Origin of the sequence: Yersinia sp. FDAARGOS_228 (genome assembly GCF_002073315.2) — a bacterium.
GTDB classification, from domain to species: Bacteria; Pseudomonadota; Gammaproteobacteria; order Enterobacterales; family Enterobacteriaceae; genus Yersinia; species Yersinia intermedia.
In genome coordinates this window covers 15929-39960 of the sequence record NZ_CP020409.2, presented here as the reverse complement: position 1 = coordinate 39960, position 24032 = coordinate 15929, and the positions used below count along the sequence as shown (strand labels likewise).

Here is a 24032-nt window from a genome sequence, read left to right as displayed (position 1 = left end):
CGAACTGCGCCCTGATCATCACGAATGACATGCTACCAAGCGCTATTCGCCGGTTTTGTCATTACCGTTGTTATCATCAATAACGGCTGGAACAGTGCTGAATTTGGCTTCCAGCTCTGTCACGCGTTGTTCCAATAGCGCCAGTTTCTCTCTGGTGCGCAGCAACACTTGAGTCTGCACGTCGAACTCTTCACGATTAACCAAATCCAGTCGTGTTAATTGCGATTGCAGCACCAGACGGATTTTCTTTTCGACGTCGTCCCCGAATTCGCGAATTCCTTTCGGCATAGACTCATGCACCTGGCGGGCGATTTGTTCAATTTTTTTCGGGTCAATCATGATATTTCCCTAATGAGATGTGGATTACTGCTTATTAGTGTAATGCCTCACGTTGATTGTATAAACCTCCAAACATCTACATTTTGGTAATTGCCCAGACGAATCAATAGCGCTATAGTTGTAGGGCTTATTCTCAGGGCGGGGTGCAAGTCCCCACCGGCGGTAAATTGTGTTGCGGCATATCTGTGTCGTGGTGCAAAAGCCCGCGAGCGCTCACGTTGTTTCTCTTGTTAAAAAGGGAGCAAGGTAGAGGTCAGCAGACCCGGTGTGATTCCGGGGCCGACGGTTATAGTCCGGATGGGAGAGAGTAACGGTATCTGCCGAGCTTATAGCTCGCTTGCGTTATTTCGGCTATTTCTATTTATATATGAAGCAGTGCTATATATGAAAGAGAGGCCTTTTACTCCTCAAGACCGCCCTGATTCTGGTAATCCATAATTTTAATGAGGTTTCTTACCATGAATCAGACCCTTCTATCAGATTTTGGCACGCCTGTTGAGCGTGTAGAACGTGCTGTCGACGCATTGCGTAATGGCCGTGGTGTTATGGTGTTGGACGACGAAAGTCGGGAAAACGAAGGTGATATCGTCTTTGCGGCCGAAGCAATGACTGTTGAGCAAATGGCACTGACCATCCGCCACGGTAGTGGCATTGTGTGTCTGTGTATCACTGAAGAACGCCGCCAGCAGCTTGATTTGCCGATGATGGTGGCCAATAACTCCAGCCAGTTCCAGACGGCATTTACCGTGACAATTGAAGCCGCTAAAGGTGTGACGACCGGCGTTTCTGCGGCGGACCGTTTGACGACTATTCGCGCGGCTATTACTGACAACGCTAAACCTGCGGATCTTAACCGTCCAGGCCATGTATTCCCACTGCGTGGTCAAGTAGGCGGCGTATTATCGCGTCGTGGTCATACCGAAGCTTCTATCGATCTGGCAACATTGGCAGGCTACAAGCCAGCAGGTGTGTTGTGTGAACTGACTAATGACGATGGCAGCATGGCCCATGCACCAGAGGTTATTGAGTTCGCTAAATTGCATGATATGCCGGTAGTGACAATTGATGACTTGTCTGATTACCTCCAGTCTCAGGCAAGAAAAGCCAGCTAATAGGATGGCGATATCAACGGATATTGTCTGTTGATAACGTGATTTGAGCACCGGGCTGCCTTTATTTTCCTGAATAAAGTGTGGCCCGGTTATTGCCGATAACGCCATGATCCCTGCGCGACGCCTTCTCTGATTTCCCCATTCAAATTTATTGAATATCTTCATCACTGTTATCTGGCTGTGTAATGAAAAAAAAGCGCGTAATGTATTTCTTATAGTTTTAAACGCCATTTTTTCTTTTAACAGTAAGGATTTCTTATGAACACCTCTCGTATGCCTGCACTGTTTCTCGGCCACGGTAGCCCGATGAACGTGCTGGAAGAAAATAGTCACACTCAAGCATGGCGTACGTTGGGTGAGATTTTACCGCGTCCTAAGGCGATTCTGGCCGTCTCCGCCCACTGGTATACCCGTGGTAGCGCGGTCACCGCAATGGAGCAACCTCGGACTATCCACGATTTTGGTGGCTTCCCTCAGGCGTTATTTGATACCGAATATCCAGCGCCGGGTTCACCGGAACTGGCGGCACAAGTTCAGCAATTACTAGCGCCTATTGCTGTGCGGGCTGATACCAGTGAATGGGGGCTGGACCACGGTAGCTGGGGGGTATTGATTAAAATGTACCCTGAAGCTGATATTCCGGTGGTGCAATTGAGTATTGATGGTACCCAACCCGCGGCTTATCACTATGAGTTAGGTCGCAAGCTAGCGGTGCTGCGTGAGCAGGGCGTGATGATTGTCGCCAGTGGTAACGTCGTGCATAACTTGCGTATGGTCAGATGGCAGGGTGATAGCAGTCCGTATCCTTGGGCTGAATCTTTCAATCAATTTGTACGAGATAACCTTAACTATCAGGGCGATAACCATCCTTTAGTGAACTTTATGCAACATGAAGGGGCCGCGCTATCTAATCCGTCGCCAGAGCATTATCTGCCACTTTTGTATGTGCTGGGGAGCTGGGATGGCGTTGAGCCGATTTCGATTCCTACTGATGGGATAGAGATGGGGTCGCTCAGTATGTTGTCGGTAAGAATTGGATAGTTCGACGTTATAAAAGAAAGGTTTGAACTGATAAAGTCAGCGAGCCAGCGGGTGACCACTCCTACGGGCGTTCAGGCGGTTTACACACTTGTATTTGAAACTAAAAGTAGCCCCAACGGAGTGTTTCCCCTTCATTTGACCTTGTCAGCAGTCTGAGGGAAAGCCAGTGCTTTCCCTTAAATTATGCGCAGCCTTAGCCCAAAATAATATGCGGGTAAAAACGCGACAGATCTTGGGTAATCAGTTCTCTGTCTTCACGCAAACCAATGCCACAGGGTTGATCATTCACCAGCCAGCTACCTATCAGGGTATAGCTGTCGCCGAACTTAGGCAGCGGATGGAATTGCTGCACAATCATGCCTTCTTCCCCGTATGGCCCGTCAACTCGGGCAACTTCTTTACCGTTTTCCACTATCTGGATATTGGCACCTTCCCGTGAGAACAGCGGCTTGGTGACATAATGGTCCATCTTCGGATGGTCATCTTCGGCAAAGTAAGCAGGCAACAGGTTAGGGTGATTTGGGAACATCTCCCACAGCAGCGGCAATAAGGCTTTATTAGAGATTATGCTCTTCCACGCAGGCTCCAGCCAGCGCACGCCAGCATCTTCCAACTTGGTTGAGAACATTTCACGGAACATAAACTCCCACGGATAGAGTTTGAATAAATTACTGATAACCTGATTATCCAGATCAGTAAATTGCCCTTTCTCCCCTAAGCCGATCTCTTCCATAAACATGAATTCAGTCGGTAGACCCGCTTCCAGCGCACAATCTTGCAAATATTGCACTGTGCCACGATCTTCTTCGCTGTCCTGACAACAGGCCAGATGCAGTAAGCTAAAACCATGGTTATCACGCAGATCGACAAAGCGCTCAATCAACTTCTCTTGCATGCTGTTGTATTGATCAGAATCCTGACTCAAATTGCCTGCGTTGATCTGATCTTCCAACCATAACCATTGGAAAAAGGCGGCTTCATACAATGACGTTGGGGTATCCGCATTATTTTCCAGCAGTTTTGCTGGATTTATGCCGTCATACGCCAGATCAAGGCGGGAATAGAGCGATGGCTGTTGAGTTCGCCATGAGCTACGAACAAAATCCCAGCAGTGTTTTGGAATGCGGAATTTTGCCATCAGTTGATCGCTATTTACTACTTTCTCAACCACTTGCAGACACATCTGATGCAATTCTGCGGTAGTTTCTTCCAGCTCTTCAATCTGTGCCAGTGTGAATTCGTAATACGCATCCTCACACCAGTACGGCTCGCCATACATGGTGTGGAAGCGGAAACCGAATTCGGTGGCTTTCTCACGCCAGTCTGGGCGTTCGCTAATCGCTAAACGTTTCATTAATCAGACCTTAACCACCCATACTGCGTGTACTGGTTTTAGATGATGTCGCGGCACTACGTTGCATAGAAGACTGCTTAGCCACGGACTCACCAAAGCCACCACGAGTGATGGTGTTGGTTACCGCAGGTTTAGGTGCCATGGCGGTTCTTGGTACGTTCATGGTGCGGCCAGTGGTGGCTGAACCAAAGTTTTTGCCTGTCGCATCAACAAACTTGCCATTCGCAGGGCTATTGGGTGCTTTCGACGTAAATAACGGCTGACTTGCGCCACCGCCCATCATTCGGCCCATCATATAACCAGCCATTAATGGCATCCACATACTGCCGCTTTGCTGTGGTGCGGCTGCTGCGGTTTCGCCAGAAGATGATGAAGATGTTGGTACCATGCCAGCTTGGGCTGGAGCCTGAGTACACTGAGATTCACCAAATTCTGCCACACAGTCTTCACGGGTCGCATATTTTGGTGCAGTTTTAGCCGCTTCTTGTAATGCCGTGTTGTAAGCGGTGGTGCATTCTGCGCTCTTGGACGGATTCGCCTGAGAGCAATCATCAGCATTTTGATACAAAGAGACGGTTTCATCGGTTTTTTCACAGCCAGCCAGCATAAATACAGCACTGACAGCTAACGCTACTGGCGCAAGACGGTAACTGCGCCAGGATTTACGGAAAGTCTCTTGATTGATGTTTTGAGTCCGTTTCATCATTATTTGTCTCATTTCCGGGCTTTTGTGCCCTTTCCCAGTATGTACCCTCTAGAATAGGGGAAACATGTATGAAATTAAAGCGTGGGGGCTTGCCAACGGCAGACTTTACAAAGTTATACGAAATGCTGCGGGTAGCTTCGCTTTTTTCATTGGCAAAAAGTGCTTGGTAGCGAAGACGTAGGGGGAATAAAAACCGGGCACAGCCTGATGCTGCGCCCGGAGAGTCCGAACCTGTAAAATCAGTTACGGAATGGATTGCCGCTACGTGCCGCTGCGGGTGCTGTGGTAGCCGGTTGGCTTACAGAAGTAGCACGCGGTGCTGATTGAGCACTTTCACCATTAGCATAAGCATTCTGGTTGGCATTATCCGGTGCAAGGCTGGCGGCTGACGTTGGCACAGGCTTGTCCAATACGCCATTCAGTTGCATCAGATCGTCCATATTCAATGTACCCAACGCGGATTGGATGTTTAACTGATTAATCAGATAGTTATAACGCGCGTCGGCTAATTGCTGTTTGGATTGATACAAGTTAGTCGTTGCAGTCAATACATCCAGAATGGTACGGGTACCTACTTGGTATCCGGCTTCCATGGCATCCAATGAACTTTGGTTGGAGATGACCACCTGCTCATAGGCCTTGATACTGCTGATGGAGGCTGAAATATTATTGAATGAGGAGCGGACAGTTTGCACCACACTACGGTGCGCACTTTCTAACTGCTCACTGGCACCGACAAAATTGTACTGTGCTTGTTTCACCGCAGAATTGGTGGCTCCGCCGCTATACAGTGGCAAACTCAGTTGCACACCAATTTGGTTCTGCCCCGCATCATTATTCACTTGCTGGCTAGTTGGTGACCCACCGCTGTATCGCGTATTAGTTACAGAAGATGAGGCGGTCAAATCGATCGTCGGCATATAACCGGTTTCTGCTGACTTAATTTGCTCACGAGCCAAATCTTGACTCAAACGGGCAGAAAGCAAAGAAAGGTTACGTTTTTCAGCTTCTTTCAATAGGTTAGCAACTGCTTGTGGGCGATCAGTCTTCAAACGGCTCACATTCAGTGATGCCAATTCTGGGTAATAAACGCCGGTGATCTGGCGCAGGTTTTCCAACGCATTATCCAGATTGTTACGGGCAGTCACTTCTGATGCTAACACCGTATCGTAGCTGGCACGGGCGTTCTGCACATCGGTAATGGCGACTAAACCCACATTAAACCGCTGGGTCGTTTGGTCCAACTGGCGATAGACCGATTGTTTCTGTGCTTCGGTGTAAGACAGGCTATCAATCGCTCTGAGTACGTTGAAATAGGCTGTTGCCGTGTTCAGAATCAGTGCCTGTTCATTGGTCTGGAATGTGACATCCTGAATACCCGCAGCCTTTTCCTGTAAGGTCAGGGCGCGCCATTTAGACATATCAAAAATGGTTTGAGTCAGTTGCAGGGACCCTGATGTCGCGTTGCTGTCCGGGTTGTCTGATGCATCACGGAAACCATTGGTATGGGTGTAACCCGCCCCCAAACCGAGCTGTGGTAACAGCGGGCTGCGAGCTTGATTAATCTTTTCATATGCAGCATCGCGGTCAGCCGCCGATTTGCGTAAATCCGGGTTACTATCCCTGGCTTGCTTATAAACTTGCAGCAAGTTCTCTGCCTGGCTCATGGTACTGAAACCAGCCAGACTCAGCCCGATAAGAAGGGGGAGCAGTTTCTTCATTTGCAGTCCTTGTTGTGCAGCAGTTGTGCGGCAATTTTACTATGGTAGCTGTCGATAGACGATATTGTTGCCGATTCTATCAGAGTCTGCCAATGGGATAAGGTGGCTGATTGTGCCATCTCGCCTTAATTTACTTAAATCTATCACAAAGCTAAATGAGTATTCAGACAACTACTCTGTATCGGGCTATCTTTGTCAAATAATCTTTATCAAAATCATTTCTATCAGCTAACACTATGCCTGCTATTTTAAAATCCTGTATACCCGTCATACTGCAAGCTGCATGTGCGTTGGCTGCTTTCGTTAACCCCAGTCACTTACTTATGTAAGCTCATGGGGTTATGGGCCGCATAAGTGGCTCACCCTGCGGGCCAGCGCAGGCGCTGTGCAAAAATGGTTTACAACCAATTTGTCGCTCAATTGCCGCCTTCCTGCAACTCGAATTCTTTAGGGTATAGCCTGTGTAGTTTGGCTGTCATCAAAAATCACAATTCAGCTTGGATACTTAAGTAAGGAGAGCAGTTAATGACGTTAGTACAATCCTCACCGGTGACCTTTGACAAGAATGATGTGGAAATTATTGCACGGGAAACACTGTACAGTGGTTTTTTTTCACTGAATTTATACCGATTTCGCCACCGTCTGTTTAACGGCGAAATGAGTGGTGAAGTTACGCGTGAAATTTTCGAACGTGGTCATGCCGCGGTGTTATTGCCCTATGACCCGGTGCGCGATGAAGTGGTATTGGTTGAGCAATTACGGATTGCTGCCATTGACAGTAGCCCATCACCTTGGTTATTAGAGATGGTAGCCGGAATGATTGAAGAGGGGGAAACCGTTGAAGGGGTCGCCCGCCGCGAGGCGCAGGAAGAAGCCGGAATTGACATTGGCCGCTGCAAGCCAGTGCTGAGCTATTTAGCCAGTCCTGGGGGCACCAGCGAACGTCTATCTATTATGGTGGGCGAAGTTGATGCAACGACGGCGAGGGGAATTCATGGCTTGGCTGATGAAAATGAAGATATTCGAGTGCATGTTGTCAGCCGTGAACAAGCTTATCGTTGGGTTGAAGAAGGTGCTATTGATAACGCAGCCTCAATCATTGCATTACAATGGTTGGCGTTGCACCATCAATCGCTGAGAGCAGAATGGCAGTCATAAAGAGAAAAAATAATGAGTAAGCGCTATACACCTGATTTCCCTGAAATGATGAGGATATGTGAAACTAACTTCGCGCAATTGCGTCGTTTGATACCTCGCGTCGATGAAGTGGGTGAAAACGTGGCTTATCAGGTTAATGGCGGCAGTTATCGGCTGACAATTATTGAGTCAACCCGCTACACTTCAGTAGTCGAGATTATGCAAACCGAACCGGCGGTGAGCCACTGGAGTCTACCCTCGATGGTGGTGCGGCTTTATCATGATGCGCAGGTCGCGGAAGTGTGTGCCAGTCAGCAGATCTACCGCTTCAAAGCAAGTTATGATTATCCGAATAAAAAGTTGCATCAGCGGGACGAAAAGCATCAAATTAACCAGTTTCTTGCTGACTGGTTGCGCTATTGTTTGGCGCATGGAGCGGTGGCAGTTCCGGTTTGTTAGACAGACTTATAGCCCTGCCTACAGAAAGTGAATATACGTGATAAATCTGGTTGGGAAGGGTGCAAAAACAAGGACACCATTTGGAAAGCCTGTTTAAACTGCCTATGGCGAGTGGGGCCAGGGTCAGAATTTTACAAATAACAGATACCCACCTCTTCGCAGGTGAACATGAGACCTTGCTGGGTGTGAATACGTCCCACAGTTATCGCGCTGTGTTGGATGCGATTATTGCTGAGCAACACCCGTTCGATCTGATTGTTGCAACCGGTGATTTGGCGCAGGACCATTCTGTTGCTGCTTACCAGAATTTTGCGAAGGGTATTTCCCGTTTGCCGGCGCCTTGTGTCTGGCTACCCGGTAATCACGATTTTCAACCAGCGATGGTGGATGCACTGGCGGATTCGGGCATTGCGCCTTCGAAGCAGGTTCTGGTGGGTGATAACTGGCAAATTCTGTTATTGGACAGTCAGGTGTTCGGCGTTCCTTATGGTGAACTGAGCGATTATCAGTTGGAGTGGATGGAGCGTTGTCTGGTGGCTTACCCAGAACGCTATACGCTGATTTTACTGCATCATCACCCAATGCCGTCTGGCTGCACTTGGCTTGATCAACACAGCCTGCGTAATGCGCATATGTTGGCGGCTGTGCTTGTCCGTTATCCGCGTGTTACCACCTTACTGTGTGGCCATATCCATCAAGACTTGGATCTCGATTGGTATGGTAAACGGCTGCTGGCCAGCCCTTCTACTTGTGTGCAGTTCAAACCACACTGTACTAATTTTACGCTTGATACTGTGGCTCCGGGATGGCGCTACCTCGACTTACTGCCTGATGGAATACTTGAAACTGAGATTCGTCGGTTAGCCAGTGATGAGTTCCGCCCGGACATGGACTCGGATGGTTATTGATGAGTACGCTCCTTTATATTCACGGCTTTAATAGCTCCCCCAGCTCGCTCAAAGCAACTACTTTTAAAAGTTGGTTGCAGCAGCACCATCCTCATATTGAGATGCTGACACCGCAATTGCCACCGTATCCCGCACAAGCAGCAGAAATGCTGGAAAACATTGTGATGGATAAAGCGGGGCAATCTATTGGTATTGTTGGTTCTTCCTTGGGCGGCTATTTTGCTACCTGGCTTTCCCAGCGTTTCAGTATTCCTGCGGTGGTTGTTAACCCAGCAGTGCGGCCATTTGAGCTGCTCAGTGATTATTTGGGCGAGAATGAGAACCCCTACACCGGGCAACAATATGTGTTAGAGTCTCGGCATATTTACGACCTGAAGGTCATGCAAATTGAAAAGTTGGAATCCCCAGATTTACTCTGGTTATTGCAACAAACCGGGGATGAGATCCTCGATTACCGTCAAGCGGTTGCTTATTACACCCCTTGCCGGCAAACAGTAGAATCAGGTGGGAATCATGCCTTTGTCGGTTTTGATCACTTTTTCTCCCCGATTATAACTTTTTTAGGGCTAGCGACGGCCTGAAAACAGGCCGTATATGTGCCATCGATACAGTAGGTTTGGTATTACTACAATTGAGTATCGTCTATAGTGGGTATTGCTCCGGGGCCGAGATGGCCTGTCGGGCATGTCACCGCCAGCCTTCCAACCATTAGCCGAATATTAATCAACCATGACTGAATCCAGCTATAACGCTGATGCCATTGAAGTACTCAGCGGTTTAGAACCAGTGCGTCGTCGTCCGGGAATGTATACGGATACCACGCGGCCAAACCACCTTGGTCAAGAGGTGATTGATAACAGCGTCGATGAAGCGCTGGCGGGTCATGCCCGGCGTATCGACGTTATTCTGCACGCCGATCAATCACTGGAAGTGACTGATGATGGCCGTGGCATGCCTGTTGATATCCATCCAGAAGAAGGTGTTCCTGCCGTTGAACTGATTATGTGTCGGTTACATGCAGGCGGTAAATTCTCGAATAAAAACTATCAGTTTTCTGGTGGTTTGCACGGTGTAGGCATTTCAGTAGTGAATGCTTTATCCAAGCGGGTAGAGGTCACGGTTCGCCGTGATAGCCAAATCTACAGTATCGCCTTTGAAAATGGCGATAAAGTGCAGGAACTACAAGTTATCGGGACATGCGGTAAGCGCAATACCGGTACCAGTGTGCATTTCTGGCCGGATGTCTCATTCTTCGATAGCCCGCGTTTCTCGGTTTCGCGTTTATCCCATTTGTTGAAAGCGAAAGCTGTATTATGCCCTGGCGTAGAAATTGTCTTTAAAGATCAGGTGAATAATACCGAGCAGCGTTGGTGCTATGCCGACGGCCTGACCGATTATTTGATGGAAGCGGTTAATGGCTTAATTACCCTGCCAGAAGTACCGTTTGTTGGTTCTTTTGCCGGTGATACCGAAGCGATTGACTGGGCGCTGTTGTGGTTGCCAGAAGGCGGTGAACTGTTGACCGAAAGCTACGTCAACCTGATCCCCACCATGCAGGGCGGCACTCACGTCAACGGTTTGCGTCAGGGCTTGCTGGATGCCATGCGCGATTTCTGCGAATACCGCAATATTCTGCCACGTGGCGTCAAACTTTCGGCCGATGATATCTGGGAACGCTGTGCTTATGTGTTGTCAGTAAAAATGCAGGATCCACAATTTGCTGGCCAGACGAAAGAGCGGCTCTCCTCACGTCAGTGCGCTGCTTTTGTCTCCGGTGTGGTAAAAGATGCCTTCAGCCTATGGTTGAACCAGAACATACAAGCGGCAGAACAACTGGCTGAATTGGCCATTTCCAGTGCTCAACGGCGTATGCGTGCGGCGAAGAAGGTGGTGCGTAAGAAGCTGACCAGCGGCCCGGCATTGCCCGGTAAACTGGCGGATTGTACTTCGCAAGATCTGAGCATGACCGAATTATTCTTGGTGGAAGGGGATTCCGCAGGCGGTTCGGCTAAACAGGCGCGTGATCGTGAATATCAAGCGATCATGCCACTGAAAGGCAAGATCCTAAATACCTGGGAGGTTTCGTCAGATGAAGTGCTGGCCTCGCAGGAAGTACACGACATCTCAGTAGCTATTGGTATCGATCCAGATAGCGAAGATTTGAGCCAACTGCGTTACGGCAAAATTTGTATCCTGGCGGATGCGGACTCCGATGGCTTGCATATTGCCACTCTGCTGTGCGCCCTGTTTGTGCGCCACTTCCGGGCATTGGTGCGCAATGGTCACGTTTATGTGGCGATGCCGCCACTGTATCGCATCGATTTAGGCAAAGAAGTATTTTATGCATTGGATGAAGAAGAGAAAGCCGGTGTTCTGGAACAACTGAAACGTAAACGCGGTAAACCCAACGTTCAGCGCTTTAAAGGGCTGGGTGAAATGAACCCGTTGCAGTTACGTGAAACGACCCTCGATCCGAATACTCGCCGTCTGGTGCAATTGACCATTGGTGATGATGATATTGATAAAACGTTGGCAATGATGGATATGTTGTTAGCGAAAAAGCGTTCCGAAGATCGGCGCAATTGGCTGCAAGAGAAAGGGGATACCGCTGAAATCGAGGTTTGATCGATGGCAGGGTTTAATAGATGAAAGTGGCGTTAGAAGAGTTGCAGGCATTTACCTCGGTAGTTGACTGCGGCTCGATTACAGCGGCGGCAGAGCAACGTAGCCAGACCACATCGGGTATTAGCCGGGCATTGAGCCGATTGGAGCAAAGCTGGCGACTACTTTGCTGTGCCGTACCACTCGCCGGTTAGAGTTGACTGAAGAGGGTGAACTGTTTCTCAGCCATGCGCGCTAGATCCTTGGTGCGGTAGATGATGCGGAAGAACAGATTGCTCTGCGGCGGTTGAAGCCGCAGGGGTGTTAGCTGCGCTAGTTACTCGGCCCATCCGTGGGCCTCGCCTCTGCGAGGCCGCTGCAAACAGCGTTCAAATCTGTTCCCCGAATCACTTACTTGAGTAAGCTCATCGGGATGCGTTTGCTTGCTGCCTACCTGCAACTCCAATTACTTTGGGGATAGGCTGATTAGGCGTTATTTAAAATGTGAATGTTCACATCCAACACATCATCCTTAATCACTTCACGGTGTTGATGCATATGTTCCATCTGCAAATGTAACTCCAGATGATGCACACTTTGCCACTTCTCCAGCATGAAAATAGAGTCCGGCGAGTTCTTTTGCCAGTCAAGCTGGGTGGGAACGTCAACCATCGGCACATAACCGCCACAACCTTCCTCGGCCAGCACCGCCGGAATAAGCTTTTCAATTGCCTGTAATACTGCCTGACGGCGTCCTGGTTTGACTTTGATTTCTGCAAAAACGGTAATCATTACGGCCTCTATTTATCTCGGATATCAAATCAAACGGCCTGATGGTTAAAGCTTTCGGCTAAATGCTGACGGTAACGGCTAATGTCACCCTCAATATCAGGCTGCTTAATCACATCATTACACATAAATGTTGGCAGAGGTTCCATACCAAGGAATTGGTTCGCTTTATGGAAATGCAGATAAACACCGTCAACGCCGACACCATGGAAGAACTGTTTCGGGTCATTGAACGCTTCAAGCGGTGCGTTCCAGGTGACTGACAGCATGTAGGTTTTACCCTGAATCAACCCGCCAGAACCATAGCCTTTAGTAGCATCAGAACGGGTACGGCCATCACTGGCATACAGTTTGCCGTGACCTGCGGTAAAGACGTCATCAATATATTTTTTCAGAATCCACGGTTCACCCATCCACCAGCCGGGCATTTGATAAATAACGGTATCGGCCCACAGATATTTTTCAATTTCATTTTCAATATCATAGCCTTCATCAACCGTGGTGATTTTCACCTGATGGCCGTTTTCACGTAGAAAGTCGGCAGCGACATTCGTGAGCGTGAGGTTAAGCGCCCCTTTGGAGTGCGCAAACGCTTTCATGGCGTTAATAATTAATACATTACTCATTGATATAATCCTTGTGAAACGGAGGGCTAATAACCCAAAACAGCGGCCTACCCAGAATGCTGAGTATGCTAATGGTTTTTACACGAGAGAAAAATGAACAATAATGCATAACACTATTGCTAAATAAGCAACAAAGCCCCTCTATTTAAACCTTTTAAGCTGTAAACGTGCGAAGCTCCCCGCATTGGATTTCATATGACAGAAACAGCAGAACAACAGTTTTGAGGCAGCTCTCAGAACGAAGTTAATACCTGGTAGCATATAGCTGCGTACCGAGTTATAGCGGTACACTGCTTGTCTTTTAGCGACACTCGTTTACTCAGGTTAGCGCCATTATGTCCCCTCATACTTTGCTCGTGATTGATGATGATGAAGAGATCCGCAGCTTACTGACGGAATACTTCACTAAAGCGAATTTTCGTGTGCTTTCGCTGCCTGATGGTGAACATTTGCTGGCAACATTGAAGCAGGAGTCCGTGGATTTAGTCATTTTGGATGTCATGTTGCCTGGTGATGACGGCTTTACTCTTTGCCGCAAAGCACGGCAAGTATCGGCAGTGCCGATCATCATGCTGACGGCAGCATCTGATGAAAGTGACAAAGTGATTGGGTTAGAGCTAGGCGCAGATGATTATCTGGCTAAACCGTTCAGTGCCCGCGAGTTGCTGGCGCGAGTTAAGGCGTTATTACGCCGTAATCAAATTGTGCAAAGCCCCGGCAATGAGGCACGATTTTTGTGTTTTAACGGCTGGAAACTGGATTTAGTCAGGCGGGAGCTTATTGATCCGCAAAAGCAGAGTGAACCGTTGTCGGGGATTGAATTTACGTTGCTTTCGCTATTTTTACGTCATCCCAATCAGATCCTCGACCGGGATCAAATCTCTGAAATAACTCGCCGACGGGAAAATAACCCTTTGGAGCGGGGGATTGATGTGCAAATCAGCCGCTTACGTCAGCGGCTGCAAGATAGCCAGCGCTTACTACTGCGTACCCTACGTAATCAGGGCTACATGTTATGTTGTGATGTTACCCGTGAATATTGATTCGGGCCGTTATGTCCGCTGGTTACAGAATATGTTCCGGCCGCTCTGGCCGCGTTCACTTCTGAGCCGCATGCTGTGCATGCTGGTGATTGCCCTGCTGCTGGCAGAAAGTATCTCTGGTTCAATTTGGTATCGTCAGTTTAGTTTGCGCAATCAGGCCAGTCTGGAGAGTACTATCAAAGGGCTGGTACAAGGGATGCTGACCAGTTACAACTTTATGTCTTCTCTGCCGTACAACTATCGTCATTTAGTGTTGCAACAACAATTGGCGCTAGGTGGCTCGCAGTTTTTTATTTCAATCAATAACCATGTATTGGACGAAGTACAATTACTGAACAGTCAGGCCGCCAGAACCGTAATCTCGCAGGCAAAACAAGAGCTGCGAACACAATTAGGGGAACGGCAGGCGGCGATCATATCCCTGACACCAGCAGATCAACTGAAGGTTTTTAACGCCGGAGTTCTGGTCGATAATCTGCCCCCTGCTTGGGTGCGTTTTGGTATCACTACATCCCATAAAGATGCGCCGGTATTAGTCATTCAGTTACAACTGAATTCCAATGAATGGTTGTTTCTGGCAGCACCATTGCCACCGCCTTACGATCAGTTGGAAAGCCCGCTGTTTAGCTTGCGTCAGGTTGGTTTTACCCTGTGTAGCTTGCTTCTGGTTTTACTTTTCACCTGGTGGCTGATTCGCCGTGAACTGAAACCATTAGCACGGCTAGCCCATGGTGCACTTGAACTCAACAGTTCACTGGACAGCGAACCATTGCCAGAAGAAGGCAGTGCAGAGTTGGTTACCGCGACCCGTTCTTTCAATCAAATGCAAAGTCGCCTGCGCGCTTACTTACATAACCGTGAGATGCTATTTACCGCTATCAGTCATGACTTGAAAACCCCGCTAACCCGCCTACGGCTACGGGTAGAAATGCTAGAAGATGAGACTTTGGGGAAAAAATTTGAACGGGATGTCGCTGACCTGGAAATGATGGTCAAAGGCGCACTGCAAAGTATGAAGGACACTGATTTGCATGAAAATATGGAATCCATAGATATCATGAACTTGCTAAGACAAACGATGGATGCCTATCTCAATGTCAGTGTTTCCGGTAAAGCTAGCCCGATCTTTGGCCGCCCGCTGGCGATTAAGCGCTTGCTTAATAACATCGTGGAGAATGGACTGAACTATGGGCAGCGAGTAGAAATAACCCTGTCAGATCATCGGGATTACATCATGCTGTTTATCCGTGATTTTGGCCCCGGAATTCTTGAAGAACAGTGGGAGAAAGTCTTTAAGCCTTACTATCGTTTGCAACAGGATAACCGTGGCAGTGGGTTGGGGCTTGCTATCTCACGTAGCATTGCCAGAGCACACGGTGGTGAAGTGACATTACGCAATCATCCTGCCAGTGGGCTGATAGTTGAAGTCCGTTTACAACGCTATAACTGAGTCAATACGTATGTTAAAGACGCTATCTCTTATTCTTCTGCTGCTGGTCGCGACCAATGCCACCGCCGTTAATGTTGAAGTCCTGCATTATTGGACCTCATCCAGTGAGCAGGCGGCACTATTATCGGTAAAACAGGAGCTGGCCAAAAAAGGGGATAATTGGCAAGATTTTGCCGTTGCTGGTGGTGCAGGAGAGAGTGCATACAGTGTATTGCAAACGCGTGCTATTGCCGGTAACCCGCCTGGGGCGGCTTTACTGGAAGGTAAGGCCATTGAGGAGTGGGCCAGACTGGGGTTTCTCTCCAGCCCTTATACGCCGGAGCAAACTGTTGAATGGGATCAGGTTTTGCCTCTCGCCATCAAAACCAACATTAAATATCGTGGTGAGTATGTTGCCGTGCCGGTAAACATACATCGTATCAATTGGATGTGGATTAACCCGAAACCTTTCGCCAAATTGAAATTAGCCGTACCTACCACATGGGATGAATTTTTTGCTGTAGCCGATAAGCTACAAGCTGCCGGGTACATTCCATTGGCACATGGCGGGCAGGCATGGCAGGACGCCACGGTATTTGAGAATCTGCTGTTAGGCATGGAAGGCGGAGAATTCTATCGCCAGGTGTTTATGGAACAGCGCAGTAGTGCCATCACCAGTGAGAAGATGGTGCGAGTGCTGGAAGAGTTTCGCAAGCTGAAAGGTTATATCGATCCCGATGCAGCCAACCGTCCGTGGCATGAGTCAGTAGAAATGCTGCGCAGTGGTAAAGCTGCCATGATGATTATGGGCGACTGGGCCAAAGGCGAGATGATGCAGGATGGTGATCATCCTGGCCAAGCGTTTTTGTGTGTGGTGGCTCCCGGTACTCAGGGCTATTTTATTTATAACACGGACAGTTTTGCTATTTTGCAGCAAAACGGTAATCCAGTCGTAGTATCGGGCCAGCGCCATTTGGCTGATGTACTGATGGACAAGCAATTTCAGGTTACTTTTAATAAACTAAAAGGTTCGATCACCGCCCGAATGGATGTTTCTTTGCAGGATTTTGACTCTTGCGCGCAGCAGTCAGGCAAGGCGTTCCGTGAGGCGGAGGCATCGGGTAAATTGCTACCAAGTATGGCGCATTCGATGGCGACAGATGCACAAACCAAAGAGATCTTCTTCCACGTACTGAACTCCTTTTTTATCCATCCAGAGCAGACTCCACAACAGGCTGTGCAGCAGCTCAATACTGCCTTAATCGCGGTGAAATCTTAAGTTCAAAGCGTCAAGGCAGTTCGCGCAAAATTAGAGAGTGCGAAAATAATCAAAGCGTTAGCAATGTTAGCCAATGCTATTTAGCTTTTCCACCACCTCAGCTGAGAGTATCAATTCAGCACTGGCCAGGTTCTCCTGTAAATGTTGCGGTGATGACGTGCCAGGGATGAGCATGATATTTGGAGAACGTTGCAGCAACCAGGCAAGTGCAACCTGCATTGGTGTGGCCCCGAGTGACTGTGCGACTTCGCTGAGTTGTGTCGACTGTAATGGTGTGAAGCCACCAAGCGGGAAAAAAGGAACCCAAGCGATATTCTGTGCAGCGAGCTTGTCGACAAGTGTGTCATCATCGCGATTTGCCAGATTATACAAGTTCTGTACGCAGGCAATGGGGGTGATTTTTTGGGCATCGGCGACCTGTTTTGCTGTCACGTTACTCAATCCAATATGGCGAATCAGCCCCCGCGCTTGCAGTTTGACCAGTGTCTCAAGGGGCGCTGCCAAGGAACCTTCTGTCGGTTGGTGGATGGCAAACATGCTACGCAAATTCACGACTTCCAACACGTCAAGCCCAAGGTGACGCAGATTATCTTCGACCGCGCGGGTGAGTTCATCGGCGCTGAATGCCGGTAGCCAGTTCCCCGTCTTATCGCGTAGTGCGCCCACTTTGGTGACAATACACAGATCATGAGGATAAGGATGGAGGGCACGTTTAATTAATTTGTTAGTAATATGCGGCCCATAAAAATCACTGGTATCAATATGTTGAACCCCTGATTCGATGGCGTCGCGCAACACCTGAATTGCCTGAGATTCATTCGCGGGTGGGCCAAATACGCCTGGGCCAGCCAGTTGCATTGCACCATAGCCGAGGCGATTAATCTGCCGATCGCCAAGTTGATAAGTAAGAATACGTTGTGACATGGGATATCTCCTGAGTAAGTAACGCAATGATTGTAGTTGGCTTATAGCTGTGCAACTATCTGGCTAAATGAAGACAAGTTGTACGGATTAGCGGACAATGAAAATTGATATTGCACTGCTTCATGCGGTGGTCGCGGTGGCAAAAGCGGGCGGATTTCGTGAAGCTGCGCGCATGATAGGCAGCAATCCTTCGTATCTCAGCGATGCGGTGCGGCGGGTAGAACAGCAACTGGGTGTCCGGCTATTTCATCGAACCACTCGAACAGTGGCACTGACTGAGGTAGGTAGAGCACTGATGGAACGGCTAATGCCTGCGATGAGCGAAGTCGATGCAGCACTGGATATCGTCAATCGCTTTCGTGATACCCCGTCGGGCACATTGCGTCTAAATGTCCCTGTTAGTGCCGCGCGGCTGGTGTTACCTACCATTGTTCCTGCTTTTTTGAAACGTTATCCAGATATTCAGTTAGACGTGGTGGCAGAAAGCAACGTGCAGGATGTATTCCGTGATGGCTGCGATGCGGGTATCCGTTATGATGAATGCCTCGAACAGGATGTCATTGCGCTTCCGATAGGAAAACGTCAGCAGCGCTTTGCTGTTGCTGCGGCTCCTGAGTATCTTGACCTTCATGGCCGGCCGGAACATCCGAGTGAGCTACTTCAGCACCGCTGTATTCGTGGCCGTTATGCCAGCGGCATCGTGCCTGAATGGGAGTTTGAGCGAGACGGTGAGGTGGTGCGAGTGAAGCCAAATGGCCCGCTAATGGTTAGCATTGGTGCTGCCGTTGACCTTGCGGTAGCAACGGCGATTGCTGGTGGTGGGATAATCTATTTATTTGAAGAGTGGCTGCGACCCGCGATTGAACGTGGCGAACTTGAAGCAATTCTTACCCCTTGGTGGCAGCAGTTTTCAGGCCCGTATCTGTACTATCCCGATCGTCGTCTTATCCCTTCACCGCTCAAAGCGTTTATTGATTTTATCCGCGAACTAAATGGTTAACCATTTGGCTCCGCCATTATCTGGCGTCTGAAGCCAACCGGGCGATTATGCGGGGGTTAACATAGTCCGCCGATTGAGTTTCAGGCTCCTGATCTGTTTCGAATTATGAGATTATTAAATCCCCTCCGGCTCGTCATTTTCCTCGTTATTGGGTGCTTCACTTTCAACGACAAAATGAACAATCCCCCGGCTTCCCGCCGCCAGTGCCTGTTGAACTAACTCGCGGGCAGTAGGGATTTCATCTCGGTCTAGCACTGTCTCCGCCAGCATCTGCATATTGGTACCGGTAATAACTTCAAATTGAGGTTGATGCACGCTCAATTGAACTGCACTGCGAAATGGTGAGCCACCGAGCAAGTCAGTGAAGAACACCACGCCGTGCTCAACAGGTAATGTATCCAGTGCCTGCTGTAACGCATGGTCTAACTGTTGAGTACTCATACCGACCGGAAAGTCGACCGCAATGATTTGTGGTTGTGAGCCAATGACTTGCTCCATCGCGTTATACAGCCCACTGGCAAAACGCCCATGGCCGGTGATGATAATGCTTACCATAAAAGGTCCTTGGGCGCTGGCCGTTAGCCAGCGCATTAAAGATTGAAACTGATTGAGGTGTTACAACACACCGAGCCATGACAATGCGATAGACAATACAAAAGTCACCAGAATGAGCGTAACCGGGCTGACTTTCTTGGCGCGCAACAGGTAATACATTAGCAAGGTGTAGGCCATGGGCAGCAGATTTGGGAAGACTTTGTCAAAGAAGGCTTCCTGAATAGAAACCTCGTGGCCCGCCGTTACTGCGACTTTTGCCGCCACGGTAATATGGACATACGAAGCAATCAGCCCACCAACGACTGTCACACCAAGGATGGTCGCTGCTCTGGAAATTGCCCCCGAACTGGCGCGCAGTTTATCGATAGCTTTTACCCCCAAGGTGTAGCCCAGATGTGTCCACACCACGCGCAGTAAAAATAGCGCCAGATAAACAACGAAGAAGATGATTGGCCCCAAAATACTGCCCTGACTGGCAAAAGAGGCACAAACCCCCGCGACAATCGGCAATAAAGTGAACCAGAAAATAGCATCACCAATCCCCGCCAGTGGCCCGAACAATGCCACTTTCAACCCTTTGATCAGATCACGACTTTCGTGGCGTTCTTCCAGAGAAATCAATAACCCCATCAGGAAGCCAACCGCATTGGTGTTGGTATTAATAAACTCCAGATTATCTTTCATGGCGGCAGACAGCGCGGCTTTGTCATTGCCATAAATCTTCTTCAGTAAGGGGGCTTGCGCACTGGCAAAACCGGTAGCTTGCATACGTTCGTAGTTAAAACCAGACTGTAATAGCGCTGACCGGAAACCCAACTTGGTGATATCCCGGCGCGTCAACTTGGTGGTTGGCTCAACGCTGGCATCTGTTGTTGTTGGCAAGGTATTAGATTCCATCATTCATCTCCTCAGGAGCGGCTGCAGCGTGGGCGGCTTTTTTCTGTTGGTTGTAATATTCGTAGATAGCGAAAGCCGTCCCCATTAGCGCAACAGGCAACAGATTCTGTACTGGTATAAAGGTGACAAACAGGAAACCAATAATAAAGAAGGGGGTGAATGGGGTTTTCATCATAACTTTCAACAGTAAGCCGAAGCCAACCGCAGGCAAGATACCACCGGCAACCTCAAAGCCATGAGTCAACCAGACGGGCATTGATCGTACCAGGCTTTGCATCGCGCCCTGTGAAACATAAGCGCACAAGAACGTCACGGCGGCGTAAGTCACAGCAACAATGGCGGTTAACAACAAGTTCAATCGGCCGAGAGCTGCGCCATCAGCTTCTTCTGCGTAACGGTCAGCCTTCTGCATAAAGAAGGAGAAGGCCGAGTAATAGAACAAAATGATGTATTGCATTAAGAAGCTAAAGGGCAGACCCAATCCGATGGCCGTTTTCGCGTCGACACCGGTGCTGTGGGCAATTACGGTCGTCATAATACCCGCCAGCACTGGGTTTGGTGGTTGGGTACCACCAATCGGAGTCAGGCCAGTAAAGGCCAGTTCGGTTAATGCACCGGTAATCAAACCTGTTTGGATATCACCGAGAATGGCACCCGTTAAGGTACAAACGATTAGCGGGCGGAAGATATACAGCGCTTCCAACCAAAAATCGATCCCGACAATCAGTGCCATGATTGCCAGCCCAATACCTTGCATCATTGTTATTTCATGCATAAATAATTCCGTCACCAAAGGCGTTGTAGGGCAGGGTATTATCGGATTAAGTCCGAGACTTTCAGATTGCTATACCCTGATGCGGCGGCTATTTACTGGACTTTATCTTTGCCGTCACTCGGTGTGTCCTGAATAAAGACATTTACGTTATGCTGTTGAATTGCATGCAGGTTGGCCAGATCGTTATCATCGACATACACTTTTTTGGTTAGCGGATGTTTGCCTTCCGAAAAATGCATATTACCGACGTTCACATCGCGGATAGGTACCCCGCCCTCAACCAAGCGGCGAGCTTCATCCGGTGTGCGACAGACGATGAAAATTTTCTGTTCAGCAGAGGCTTTACCAATAACATCAATGGTTTTCTGGATGGAGAAGAAACGGATCCCTAACCCCATGGACTCGGCGGTCATCGACATAATTTGCTGTTGGAGTTTGTCCTGCGCGACACCGTCGTCGGCAACTAATAACAGGTTTGCCCCAAGAGATGAGGACCACGCCACGCCGACCTGGCCGTGAACTAACCGGTTATCGATGCGTAACAGCAGAATGTTGGGTGATGCCATGGGTATTCTCCTACTTCTATTGCAAGCGAAACGACATTGACTGCAAGCAAAAACGACATTGTCGCTGTGTGTTGATTTGCACGCTGTCGTCCCGACCACCGTTATCGGGGGAGCAAATAAAAGTGGAAGGAAGTCCAGCGCATAGCCAGTATATGAAGGGAAGAGAAGCGGTAGGCTACATGATGATATCGTTTTGTTACCCCGTTGATAGAAAGGGCGGCCGATGTTGCAAGCCTGAAAGATAATGCTGTAAAGCTGAAAGATTGAGATTATCTGTGGGTTGTGACAGTAGCCCCGCAGATGAGGTACTATCGCGGGCAGAAATCGACAATGAACTTGCGGTGCCGATCCGCTGAAGCCAGTGATCGCCATTCCAGAGTCTGAGGATAATTGAGTAATGAGTGATTTGACTCATGACGGTGCAGAACGCTTACCGCTGCACACCTTTACTGAAAACGCCTATCTGAACTATTCCATGTACGTCATCATGGATCGGGCGTTGCCGTTTATCGGCGATGGTTTGAAACCGGTACAACGGCGTATTGTCTATGCGATGTCCGAACTGGGGCTAAACAATAGCGCCAAATTCAAAAAATCAGCACGTACCGTGGGTGACGTGCTGGGTAAATACCATCCACATGGTGACAGTGCTTGCTATGAAGCGATGGTATTGATGGCGCAGCCTTTCTCCTATCGCTATCCGTTGGTGGATGGGCAAGGGAACTGGGGGGCACCGGATGACCCTAAATCCTTTGCTGCCATGCGTTACACTGAATCTCGTTTATCCAAATACGCTGAAGTTTTACTGGGCGAACTGGGGCAGGGGACGGTTGACTGGGTGCCAAACTTCGACGGCACCATGCAGGAGCCGAAAATGCTGCCTGCGCGCCTGCCTAATATTCTGCTAAATGGTACTACGGGTATCGCCGTCGGTATGGCAACCGATATTCCGCCACATAACGTGCGTGAGATTGCACAGGCGGTGCTGGCACTGATTGATAAACCCGCGGCTTCACTGGAAGAGTTACTGGAGTTTGTACAAGGGCCGGATTTCCCAACTGAAGCCGAAATTATCACGCCGCGTGATGAAATTCGTAAAATTTACCAGAATGGCCGTGGTTCAGTCCGTATGCGGGCATTGTGGAAGAAAGAAGACGGCAGCGCGGTAATTACTGCGTTACCGCATCAGGTTTCTGGTGCCAAAGTGCTGGAACAGATCGCCAGCCAGATGCGCGCCAAGAAATTGCCAATGGTTGAGGATTTACGCGATGAATCTGACCATGAAAACCCTACACGTCTGGTAATAGTTCCACGTACTAACCGGGTCGATCTGGATCAAGTGATGAACCACCTGTTCGCTACCACTGATCTGGAAAGAAGTTATCGTATCAATATGAATATGATCGGTCTGGATCATCGCCCATCAGTGAAAGGGTTATTAGAGATCCTGACTGAGTGGCTGGTATTCCGCCGCCAAACGGTACGTAACCGCCTGAATTACCGCTTAGAAAAGGTACTGAAACGGCTGCATATTTTAGAAGGTTTATTGATTGCCTTCCTTAATATTGATGAAGTTATTCATATCATCCGCACTGAAGATGAGCCAAAGCCACTGCTGATGCAACACTTCGCCATTTCAGAAACACAGGCGGAAGCTATCCTCGAATTGAAACTCCGCCATTTAGCCAAACTGGAAGAGGTGAAGATTCGTGGTGAGCAGGATGAATTAGCCAAAGAACGTGATCAATTACAGGCATTATTGGCATCAGAACGTAAACTTAATACGCTGATTAAGAAAGAGATTCAAGCTGATGCGGCGGCTTACGGTGATGATCGCCGTTCACCATTGACTGAACGTGGTGAAGCCAAAGCGATGAGCGAACATGACATTGTCCCTTCAGAGCCGGTCACTATTGTGCTGTCTGAAATGGGCTGGGTGCGCAGTGCCAAAGGCCATGATATTGATCCGAGTGGATTGAGTTATAAAGCGGGTGATAGTTTCCGTGCTGCGGCTCGCGGTATGAGTAACCAACCAGTGGTGTTCATTGACTCAACTGGCCGTAGTTATGCATTGGATCCGCTGACCTTGCCTTCTGCGCGTGGGCAAGGGGAACCACTGACCGGTAAACTGACCCCGCCACCGGGAGCAACCATTGAACAGGTATTGATGGCACCGGATGACCAGAAATTGTTAATGGCCTCGGATGCCGGTTATGGCTTTGTCTGTACCTTTAATGATTTGGTTGCTAAAAACCGTGCAGGTAAGACCATGATCACCTTGCCGGAAAATGCCAAAGCGTTGACGCCGTTAGAAATTCATGGGCCGGATGATATGTTGTTATCTATTACTGCTGCCGGGCGTATGTTGATGTTCCCGGTCGCGGATCTGCCTGAGTTATCAAAAGGTAAGGGTAATAAGATAGTCTCCATCCCATCGGCACAAGCGGCTGCGGGCGAAGATCGTCTGGCATGGCTGTTTGTTCTGCCACCTCAGACCTCCATCACTCTTCACTTTGGTAAACGTAAGCTCACTTTACGCCCAGAAGATTTACAGAAATTCCGGGCAGAGCGGGGCCGGAAAGGCTCGCCATTACCACGTGGGTTGCAACGTATTGATCGGGTTGATGTTGATGCGCCGCCAGTACCAACCAATACCGAAGAGTAATCGTCGCTAGAAATGAATGACCACCCTGGCTTGAGTTGCCGTGGTGGTCATTATTATATTATTGGTCAGGCATCATCCGGTGAATGTAACAGATGGCAGGCGCAAT

Annotated in this window: 23 protein-coding genes, 1 pseudogene and 1 riboswitch; of the genes and pseudogenes, 13 read left to right on the top strand and 11 right to left on the bottom strand. The window is 48.9% G+C overall.

The genetic code is table 11. From position 1 onward, the window contains the following. Positions 1-42: 42 nt before the first annotated feature. Positions 43-339 (bottom strand): ubiquinone biosynthesis accessory factor UbiK, encoded by a 297-nt coding sequence (gene ubiK, locus A6J67_RS00210; protein ID WP_005188316.1) that lies wholly within the window; start codon positions 337-339, stop codon positions 43-45. A 125-nt stretch (positions 340-464) separates the two neighbouring features. Continuing rightward, positions 465-652, top strand: a riboswitch (FMN riboswitch). Positions 653-797: 145 nt separating this feature from the next. Between ubiK and ribB the strand changes: the two genes are divergently transcribed. After that, entirely contained in the window at positions 798-1451 is a 654-nt protein-coding gene (gene ribB / locus A6J67_RS00205) for a 3,4-dihydroxy-2-butanone-4-phosphate synthase (protein ID WP_005188313.1), read from the top strand. A gap of 258 nt (positions 1452-1709) precedes the next feature. Beyond that, positions 1710-2492: a 4,5-DOPA dioxygenase extradiol gene (ygiD, locus tag A6J67_RS00200; protein WP_042569046.1), complete on the top strand. Its 783-nt coding sequence runs from the start codon at positions 1710-1712 to the stop codon at positions 2490-2492. A gap of 193 nt (positions 2493-2685) precedes the next feature. On the opposite strand, the gene A6J67_RS00195 is transcribed toward ygiD, so the two are convergent. The 3 genes from A6J67_RS00195 to tolC form a co-directional block, all read right to left on the bottom strand. Further along, positions 2686-3846 carry a glutathionylspermidine synthase family protein gene (locus A6J67_RS00195; RefSeq protein WP_042569047.1) on the bottom strand — a complete coding sequence of 387 codons (1161 nt, stop codon included), beginning with the start codon at positions 3844-3846 and terminating at the stop codon, positions 2686-2688. A gap of 10 nt (positions 3847-3856) precedes the next feature. Further along, positions 3857-4549, bottom strand: coding sequence for a DUF1190 family protein (locus A6J67_RS00190; protein ID WP_050296955.1), 693 nt, complete (start codon positions 4547-4549; stop codon positions 3857-3859). 242 nt (positions 4550-4791) lie between these two features. Then, on the bottom strand, positions 4792-6273 hold the full coding sequence (gene tolC, locus A6J67_RS00185; RefSeq protein ID WP_005188309.1) for an outer membrane channel protein TolC: 1482 nt from the start codon (positions 6271-6273) through the stop codon (positions 4792-4794). Between the two features lie 525 nt (positions 6274-6798). Between tolC and nudF the strand changes: the two genes are divergently transcribed. The 6 genes and pseudogenes from nudF to A6J67_RS23365 all read left to right on the top strand — a co-directional run. Next, positions 6799-7431, top strand: a complete 633-nt coding sequence (nudF, locus tag A6J67_RS00180; RefSeq protein ID WP_005188308.1) for an ADP-ribose diphosphatase — start codon at positions 6799-6801, stop codon at positions 7429-7431. A gap of 12 nt (positions 7432-7443) precedes the next feature. Continuing rightward, on the top strand, positions 7444-7869 hold the full coding sequence (locus A6J67_RS00175; protein WP_005188305.1) for a DUF1249 family protein: 426 nt from the start codon (positions 7444-7446) through the stop codon (positions 7867-7869). An 80-nt stretch (positions 7870-7949) separates the two neighbouring features. After that, on the top strand, positions 7950-8777 hold the full coding sequence (gene cpdA, locus A6J67_RS00170) for a 3',5'-cyclic-AMP phosphodiesterase (protein WP_032906939.1): 828 nt from the start codon (positions 7950-7952) through the stop codon (positions 8775-8777). Further along, complete coding sequence (gene yqiA, locus A6J67_RS00165; protein WP_032906938.1) at positions 8777-9358, top strand: esterase YqiA; 582 nt, start codon at positions 8777-8779, stop codon at positions 9356-9358. Before cpdA ends, yqiA begins: the two co-directional genes overlap by 1 nt. 148 nt (positions 9359-9506) lie before the next feature. Then, the gene (gene parE, locus A6J67_RS00160) at positions 9507-11402 is read left to right on the top strand and encodes a DNA topoisomerase IV subunit B (RefSeq protein ID WP_005188298.1); all 1896 of its coding nucleotides are present in this window, start codon (positions 9507-9509) and stop codon (positions 11400-11402) included. A gap of 20 nt (positions 11403-11422) precedes the next feature. Continuing rightward, a pseudogene (locus A6J67_RS23365) lies at positions 11423-11700 on the top strand (LysR family transcriptional regulator); the annotation flags it as partial. A gap of 164 nt (positions 11701-11864) precedes the next feature. Here A6J67_RS23365 and A6J67_RS00150 read toward each other — a convergent pair. Both A6J67_RS00150 and A6J67_RS00145 read right to left on the bottom strand, forming a co-directional pair. After that, the gene (locus A6J67_RS00150) at positions 11865-12170 is read right to left on the bottom strand and encodes a putative quinol monooxygenase (RefSeq protein ID WP_005188293.1); all 306 of its coding nucleotides are present in this window, start codon (positions 12168-12170) and stop codon (positions 11865-11867) included. A 29-nt stretch (positions 12171-12199) separates the two neighbouring features. Beyond that, positions 12200-12793, bottom strand: coding sequence for an NAD(P)H-dependent oxidoreductase (locus tag A6J67_RS00145; RefSeq protein WP_005188290.1), 594 nt, complete (start codon positions 12791-12793; stop codon positions 12200-12202). Between the two features lie 335 nt (positions 12794-13128). Between A6J67_RS00145 and A6J67_RS00140 the strand changes: the two genes are divergently transcribed. The 3 genes from A6J67_RS00140 to A6J67_RS00130 are packed head-to-tail and all read left to right on the top strand — an operon-like array spanning position 13129 to position 16544. After that, positions 13129-13836, top strand: coding sequence for a response regulator (locus A6J67_RS00140; protein ID WP_032906937.1), 708 nt, complete (start codon positions 13129-13131; stop codon positions 13834-13836). Then, entirely contained in the window at positions 13817-15286 is a 1470-nt protein-coding gene (locus tag A6J67_RS00135) for an ATP-binding protein (protein WP_226967873.1), read from the top strand. The genes A6J67_RS00140 and A6J67_RS00135 overlap by 20 nt, the downstream gene beginning before the upstream one ends. Before the next feature lie 10 nt (positions 15287-15296). Next, a complete protein-coding gene (locus A6J67_RS00130; RefSeq protein ID WP_080607977.1) occupies positions 15297-16544 on the top strand; it encodes an ABC transporter substrate-binding protein in 1248 nt (415 codons plus the stop codon). 66 nt (positions 16545-16610) lie between these two features. Here the strand turns inward: A6J67_RS00130 and A6J67_RS00125 are convergent, their stop codons facing one another. Further along, positions 16611-17468 carry an aldo/keto reductase family oxidoreductase gene (locus tag A6J67_RS00125; protein ID WP_050296916.1) on the bottom strand — a complete coding sequence of 286 codons (858 nt, stop codon included), beginning with the start codon at positions 17466-17468 and terminating at the stop codon, positions 16611-16613. A 97-nt stretch (positions 17469-17565) separates the two neighbouring features. On the opposite strand from A6J67_RS00125, the gene A6J67_RS00120 reads away from it, so the two are divergent. Beyond that, the gene (locus tag A6J67_RS00120; RefSeq protein WP_005188266.1) at positions 17566-18468 is read left to right on the top strand and encodes a LysR family transcriptional regulator; all 903 of its coding nucleotides are present in this window, start codon (positions 17566-17568) and stop codon (positions 18466-18468) included. 114 nt (positions 18469-18582) lie between these two features. On the opposite strand, the gene agaF is transcribed toward A6J67_RS00120, so the two are convergent. The 4 genes from agaF to agaB all read right to left on the bottom strand — a co-directional run bounded on the left by agaF (position 18583) and on the right by agaB (position 21261). Further along, complete coding sequence (gene agaF / locus A6J67_RS00115; RefSeq protein ID WP_050296917.1) at positions 18583-19023, bottom strand: PTS galactosamine/N-acetylgalactosamine transporter subunit IIA; 441 nt, start codon at positions 19021-19023, stop codon at positions 18583-18585. Between the two features lie 60 nt (positions 19024-19083). Beyond that, positions 19084-19920 (bottom strand): PTS galactosamine transporter subunit IID, encoded by an 837-nt coding sequence (agaD, locus tag A6J67_RS00110; protein ID WP_050296918.1) that lies wholly within the window; start codon positions 19918-19920, stop codon positions 19084-19086. After that, positions 19910-20695, bottom strand: coding sequence for a PTS galactosamine transporter subunit IIC (gene agaC, locus A6J67_RS00105; protein ID WP_032906935.1), 786 nt, complete (start codon positions 20693-20695; stop codon positions 19910-19912). Before agaC ends, agaD begins: the two co-directional genes overlap by 11 nt. A 92-nt stretch (positions 20696-20787) precedes the next feature. Then, positions 20788-21261 carry a PTS galactosamine transporter subunit IIB gene (gene agaB / locus A6J67_RS00100; RefSeq protein WP_005188262.1) on the bottom strand — a complete coding sequence of 158 codons (474 nt, stop codon included), beginning with the start codon at positions 21259-21261 and terminating at the stop codon, positions 20788-20790. A 397-nt stretch (positions 21262-21658) separates the two neighbouring features. Between agaB and parC the strand changes: the two genes are divergently transcribed. Next, entirely contained in the window at positions 21659-23926 is a 2268-nt protein-coding gene (gene parC / locus A6J67_RS00090) for a DNA topoisomerase IV subunit A (protein WP_042569053.1), read from the top strand. The last annotated feature ends 106 nt before the right edge of the window (positions 23927-24032 follow it).

Bases quoted from the DNA above. Each gene is read 5' to 3' on its own strand.
- nudF (WP_005188308.1), top strand. From the start codon at position 6,799: ATGACGTTAGTACAATCCTCACCGGTGACCTTTGACAAGAATGATGTG.
- tolC (WP_005188309.1), bottom strand. From the start codon at position 6,273: ATGAAGAAACTGCTCCCCCTTCTTATCGGGCTGAGTCTGGCTGGTTTC.
- ygiD (WP_042569046.1), top strand. From the start codon at position 1,710: ATGAACACCTCTCGTATGCCTGCACTGTTTCTCGGCCACGGTAGCCCG.
- yqiA (WP_032906938.1), top strand. From the start codon at position 8,777: ATGAGTACGCTCCTTTATATTCACGGCTTTAATAGCTCCCCCAGCTCG.
- A6J67_RS00125 (WP_050296916.1), bottom strand. From the start codon at position 17,468: ATGTCACAACGTATTCTTACTTATCAACTTGGCGATCGGCAGATTAAT.
- parC (WP_042569053.1), top strand. From the start codon at position 21,659: ATGAGTGATTTGACTCATGACGGTGCAGAACGCTTACCGCTGCACACC.
- agaC (WP_032906935.1), bottom strand. From the start codon at position 20,695: ATGCATGAAATAACAATGATGCAAGGTATTGGGCTGGCAATCATGGCA.
- agaD (WP_050296918.1), bottom strand. From the start codon at position 19,920: ATGGAATCTAATACCTTGCCAACAACAACAGATGCCAGCGTTGAGCCA.
- A6J67_RS00195 (WP_042569047.1), bottom strand. From the start codon at position 3,846: ATGAAACGTTTAGCGATTAGCGAACGCCCAGACTGGCGTGAGAAAGCC.
- A6J67_RS00145 (WP_005188290.1), bottom strand. From the start codon at position 12,793: ATGAGTAATGTATTAATTATTAACGCCATGAAAGCGTTTGCGCACTCC.
- A6J67_RS00140 (WP_032906937.1), top strand. From the start codon at position 13,129: ATGTCCCCTCATACTTTGCTCGTGATTGATGATGATGAAGAGATCCGC.
- ribB (WP_005188313.1), top strand. From the start codon at position 798: ATGAATCAGACCCTTCTATCAGATTTTGGCACGCCTGTTGAGCGTGTA.
- agaB (WP_005188262.1), bottom strand. From the start codon at position 21,261: ATGGCATCACCCAACATTCTGCTGTTACGCATCGATAACCGGTTAGTT.
- A6J67_RS00120 (WP_005188266.1), top strand. From the start codon at position 17,566: ATGAAAATTGATATTGCACTGCTTCATGCGGTGGTCGCGGTGGCAAAA.
- parE (WP_005188298.1), top strand. From the start codon at position 9,507: ATGACTGAATCCAGCTATAACGCTGATGCCATTGAAGTACTCAGCGGT.
- A6J67_RS00190 (WP_050296955.1), bottom strand. From the start codon at position 4,549: ATGAAACGGACTCAAAACATCAATCAAGAGACTTTCCGTAAATCCTGG.
- A6J67_RS00135 (WP_226967873.1), top strand. From the start codon at position 13,817: ATGTTACCCGTGAATATTGATTCGGGCCGTTATGTCCGCTGGTTACAG.
- A6J67_RS00175 (WP_005188305.1), top strand. From the start codon at position 7,444: ATGAGTAAGCGCTATACACCTGATTTCCCTGAAATGATGAGGATATGT.
- ubiK (WP_005188316.1), bottom strand. From the start codon at position 339: ATGATTGACCCGAAAAAAATTGAACAAATCGCCCGCCAGGTGCATGAG.
- A6J67_RS00130 (WP_080607977.1), top strand. From the start codon at position 15,297: ATGTTAAAGACGCTATCTCTTATTCTTCTGCTGCTGGTCGCGACCAAT.
- A6J67_RS00150 (WP_005188293.1), bottom strand. From the start codon at position 12,170: ATGATTACCGTTTTTGCAGAAATCAAAGTCAAACCAGGACGCCGTCAG.
- agaF (WP_050296917.1), bottom strand. From the start codon at position 19,023: ATGGTAAGCATTATCATCACCGGCCATGGGCGTTTTGCCAGTGGGCTG.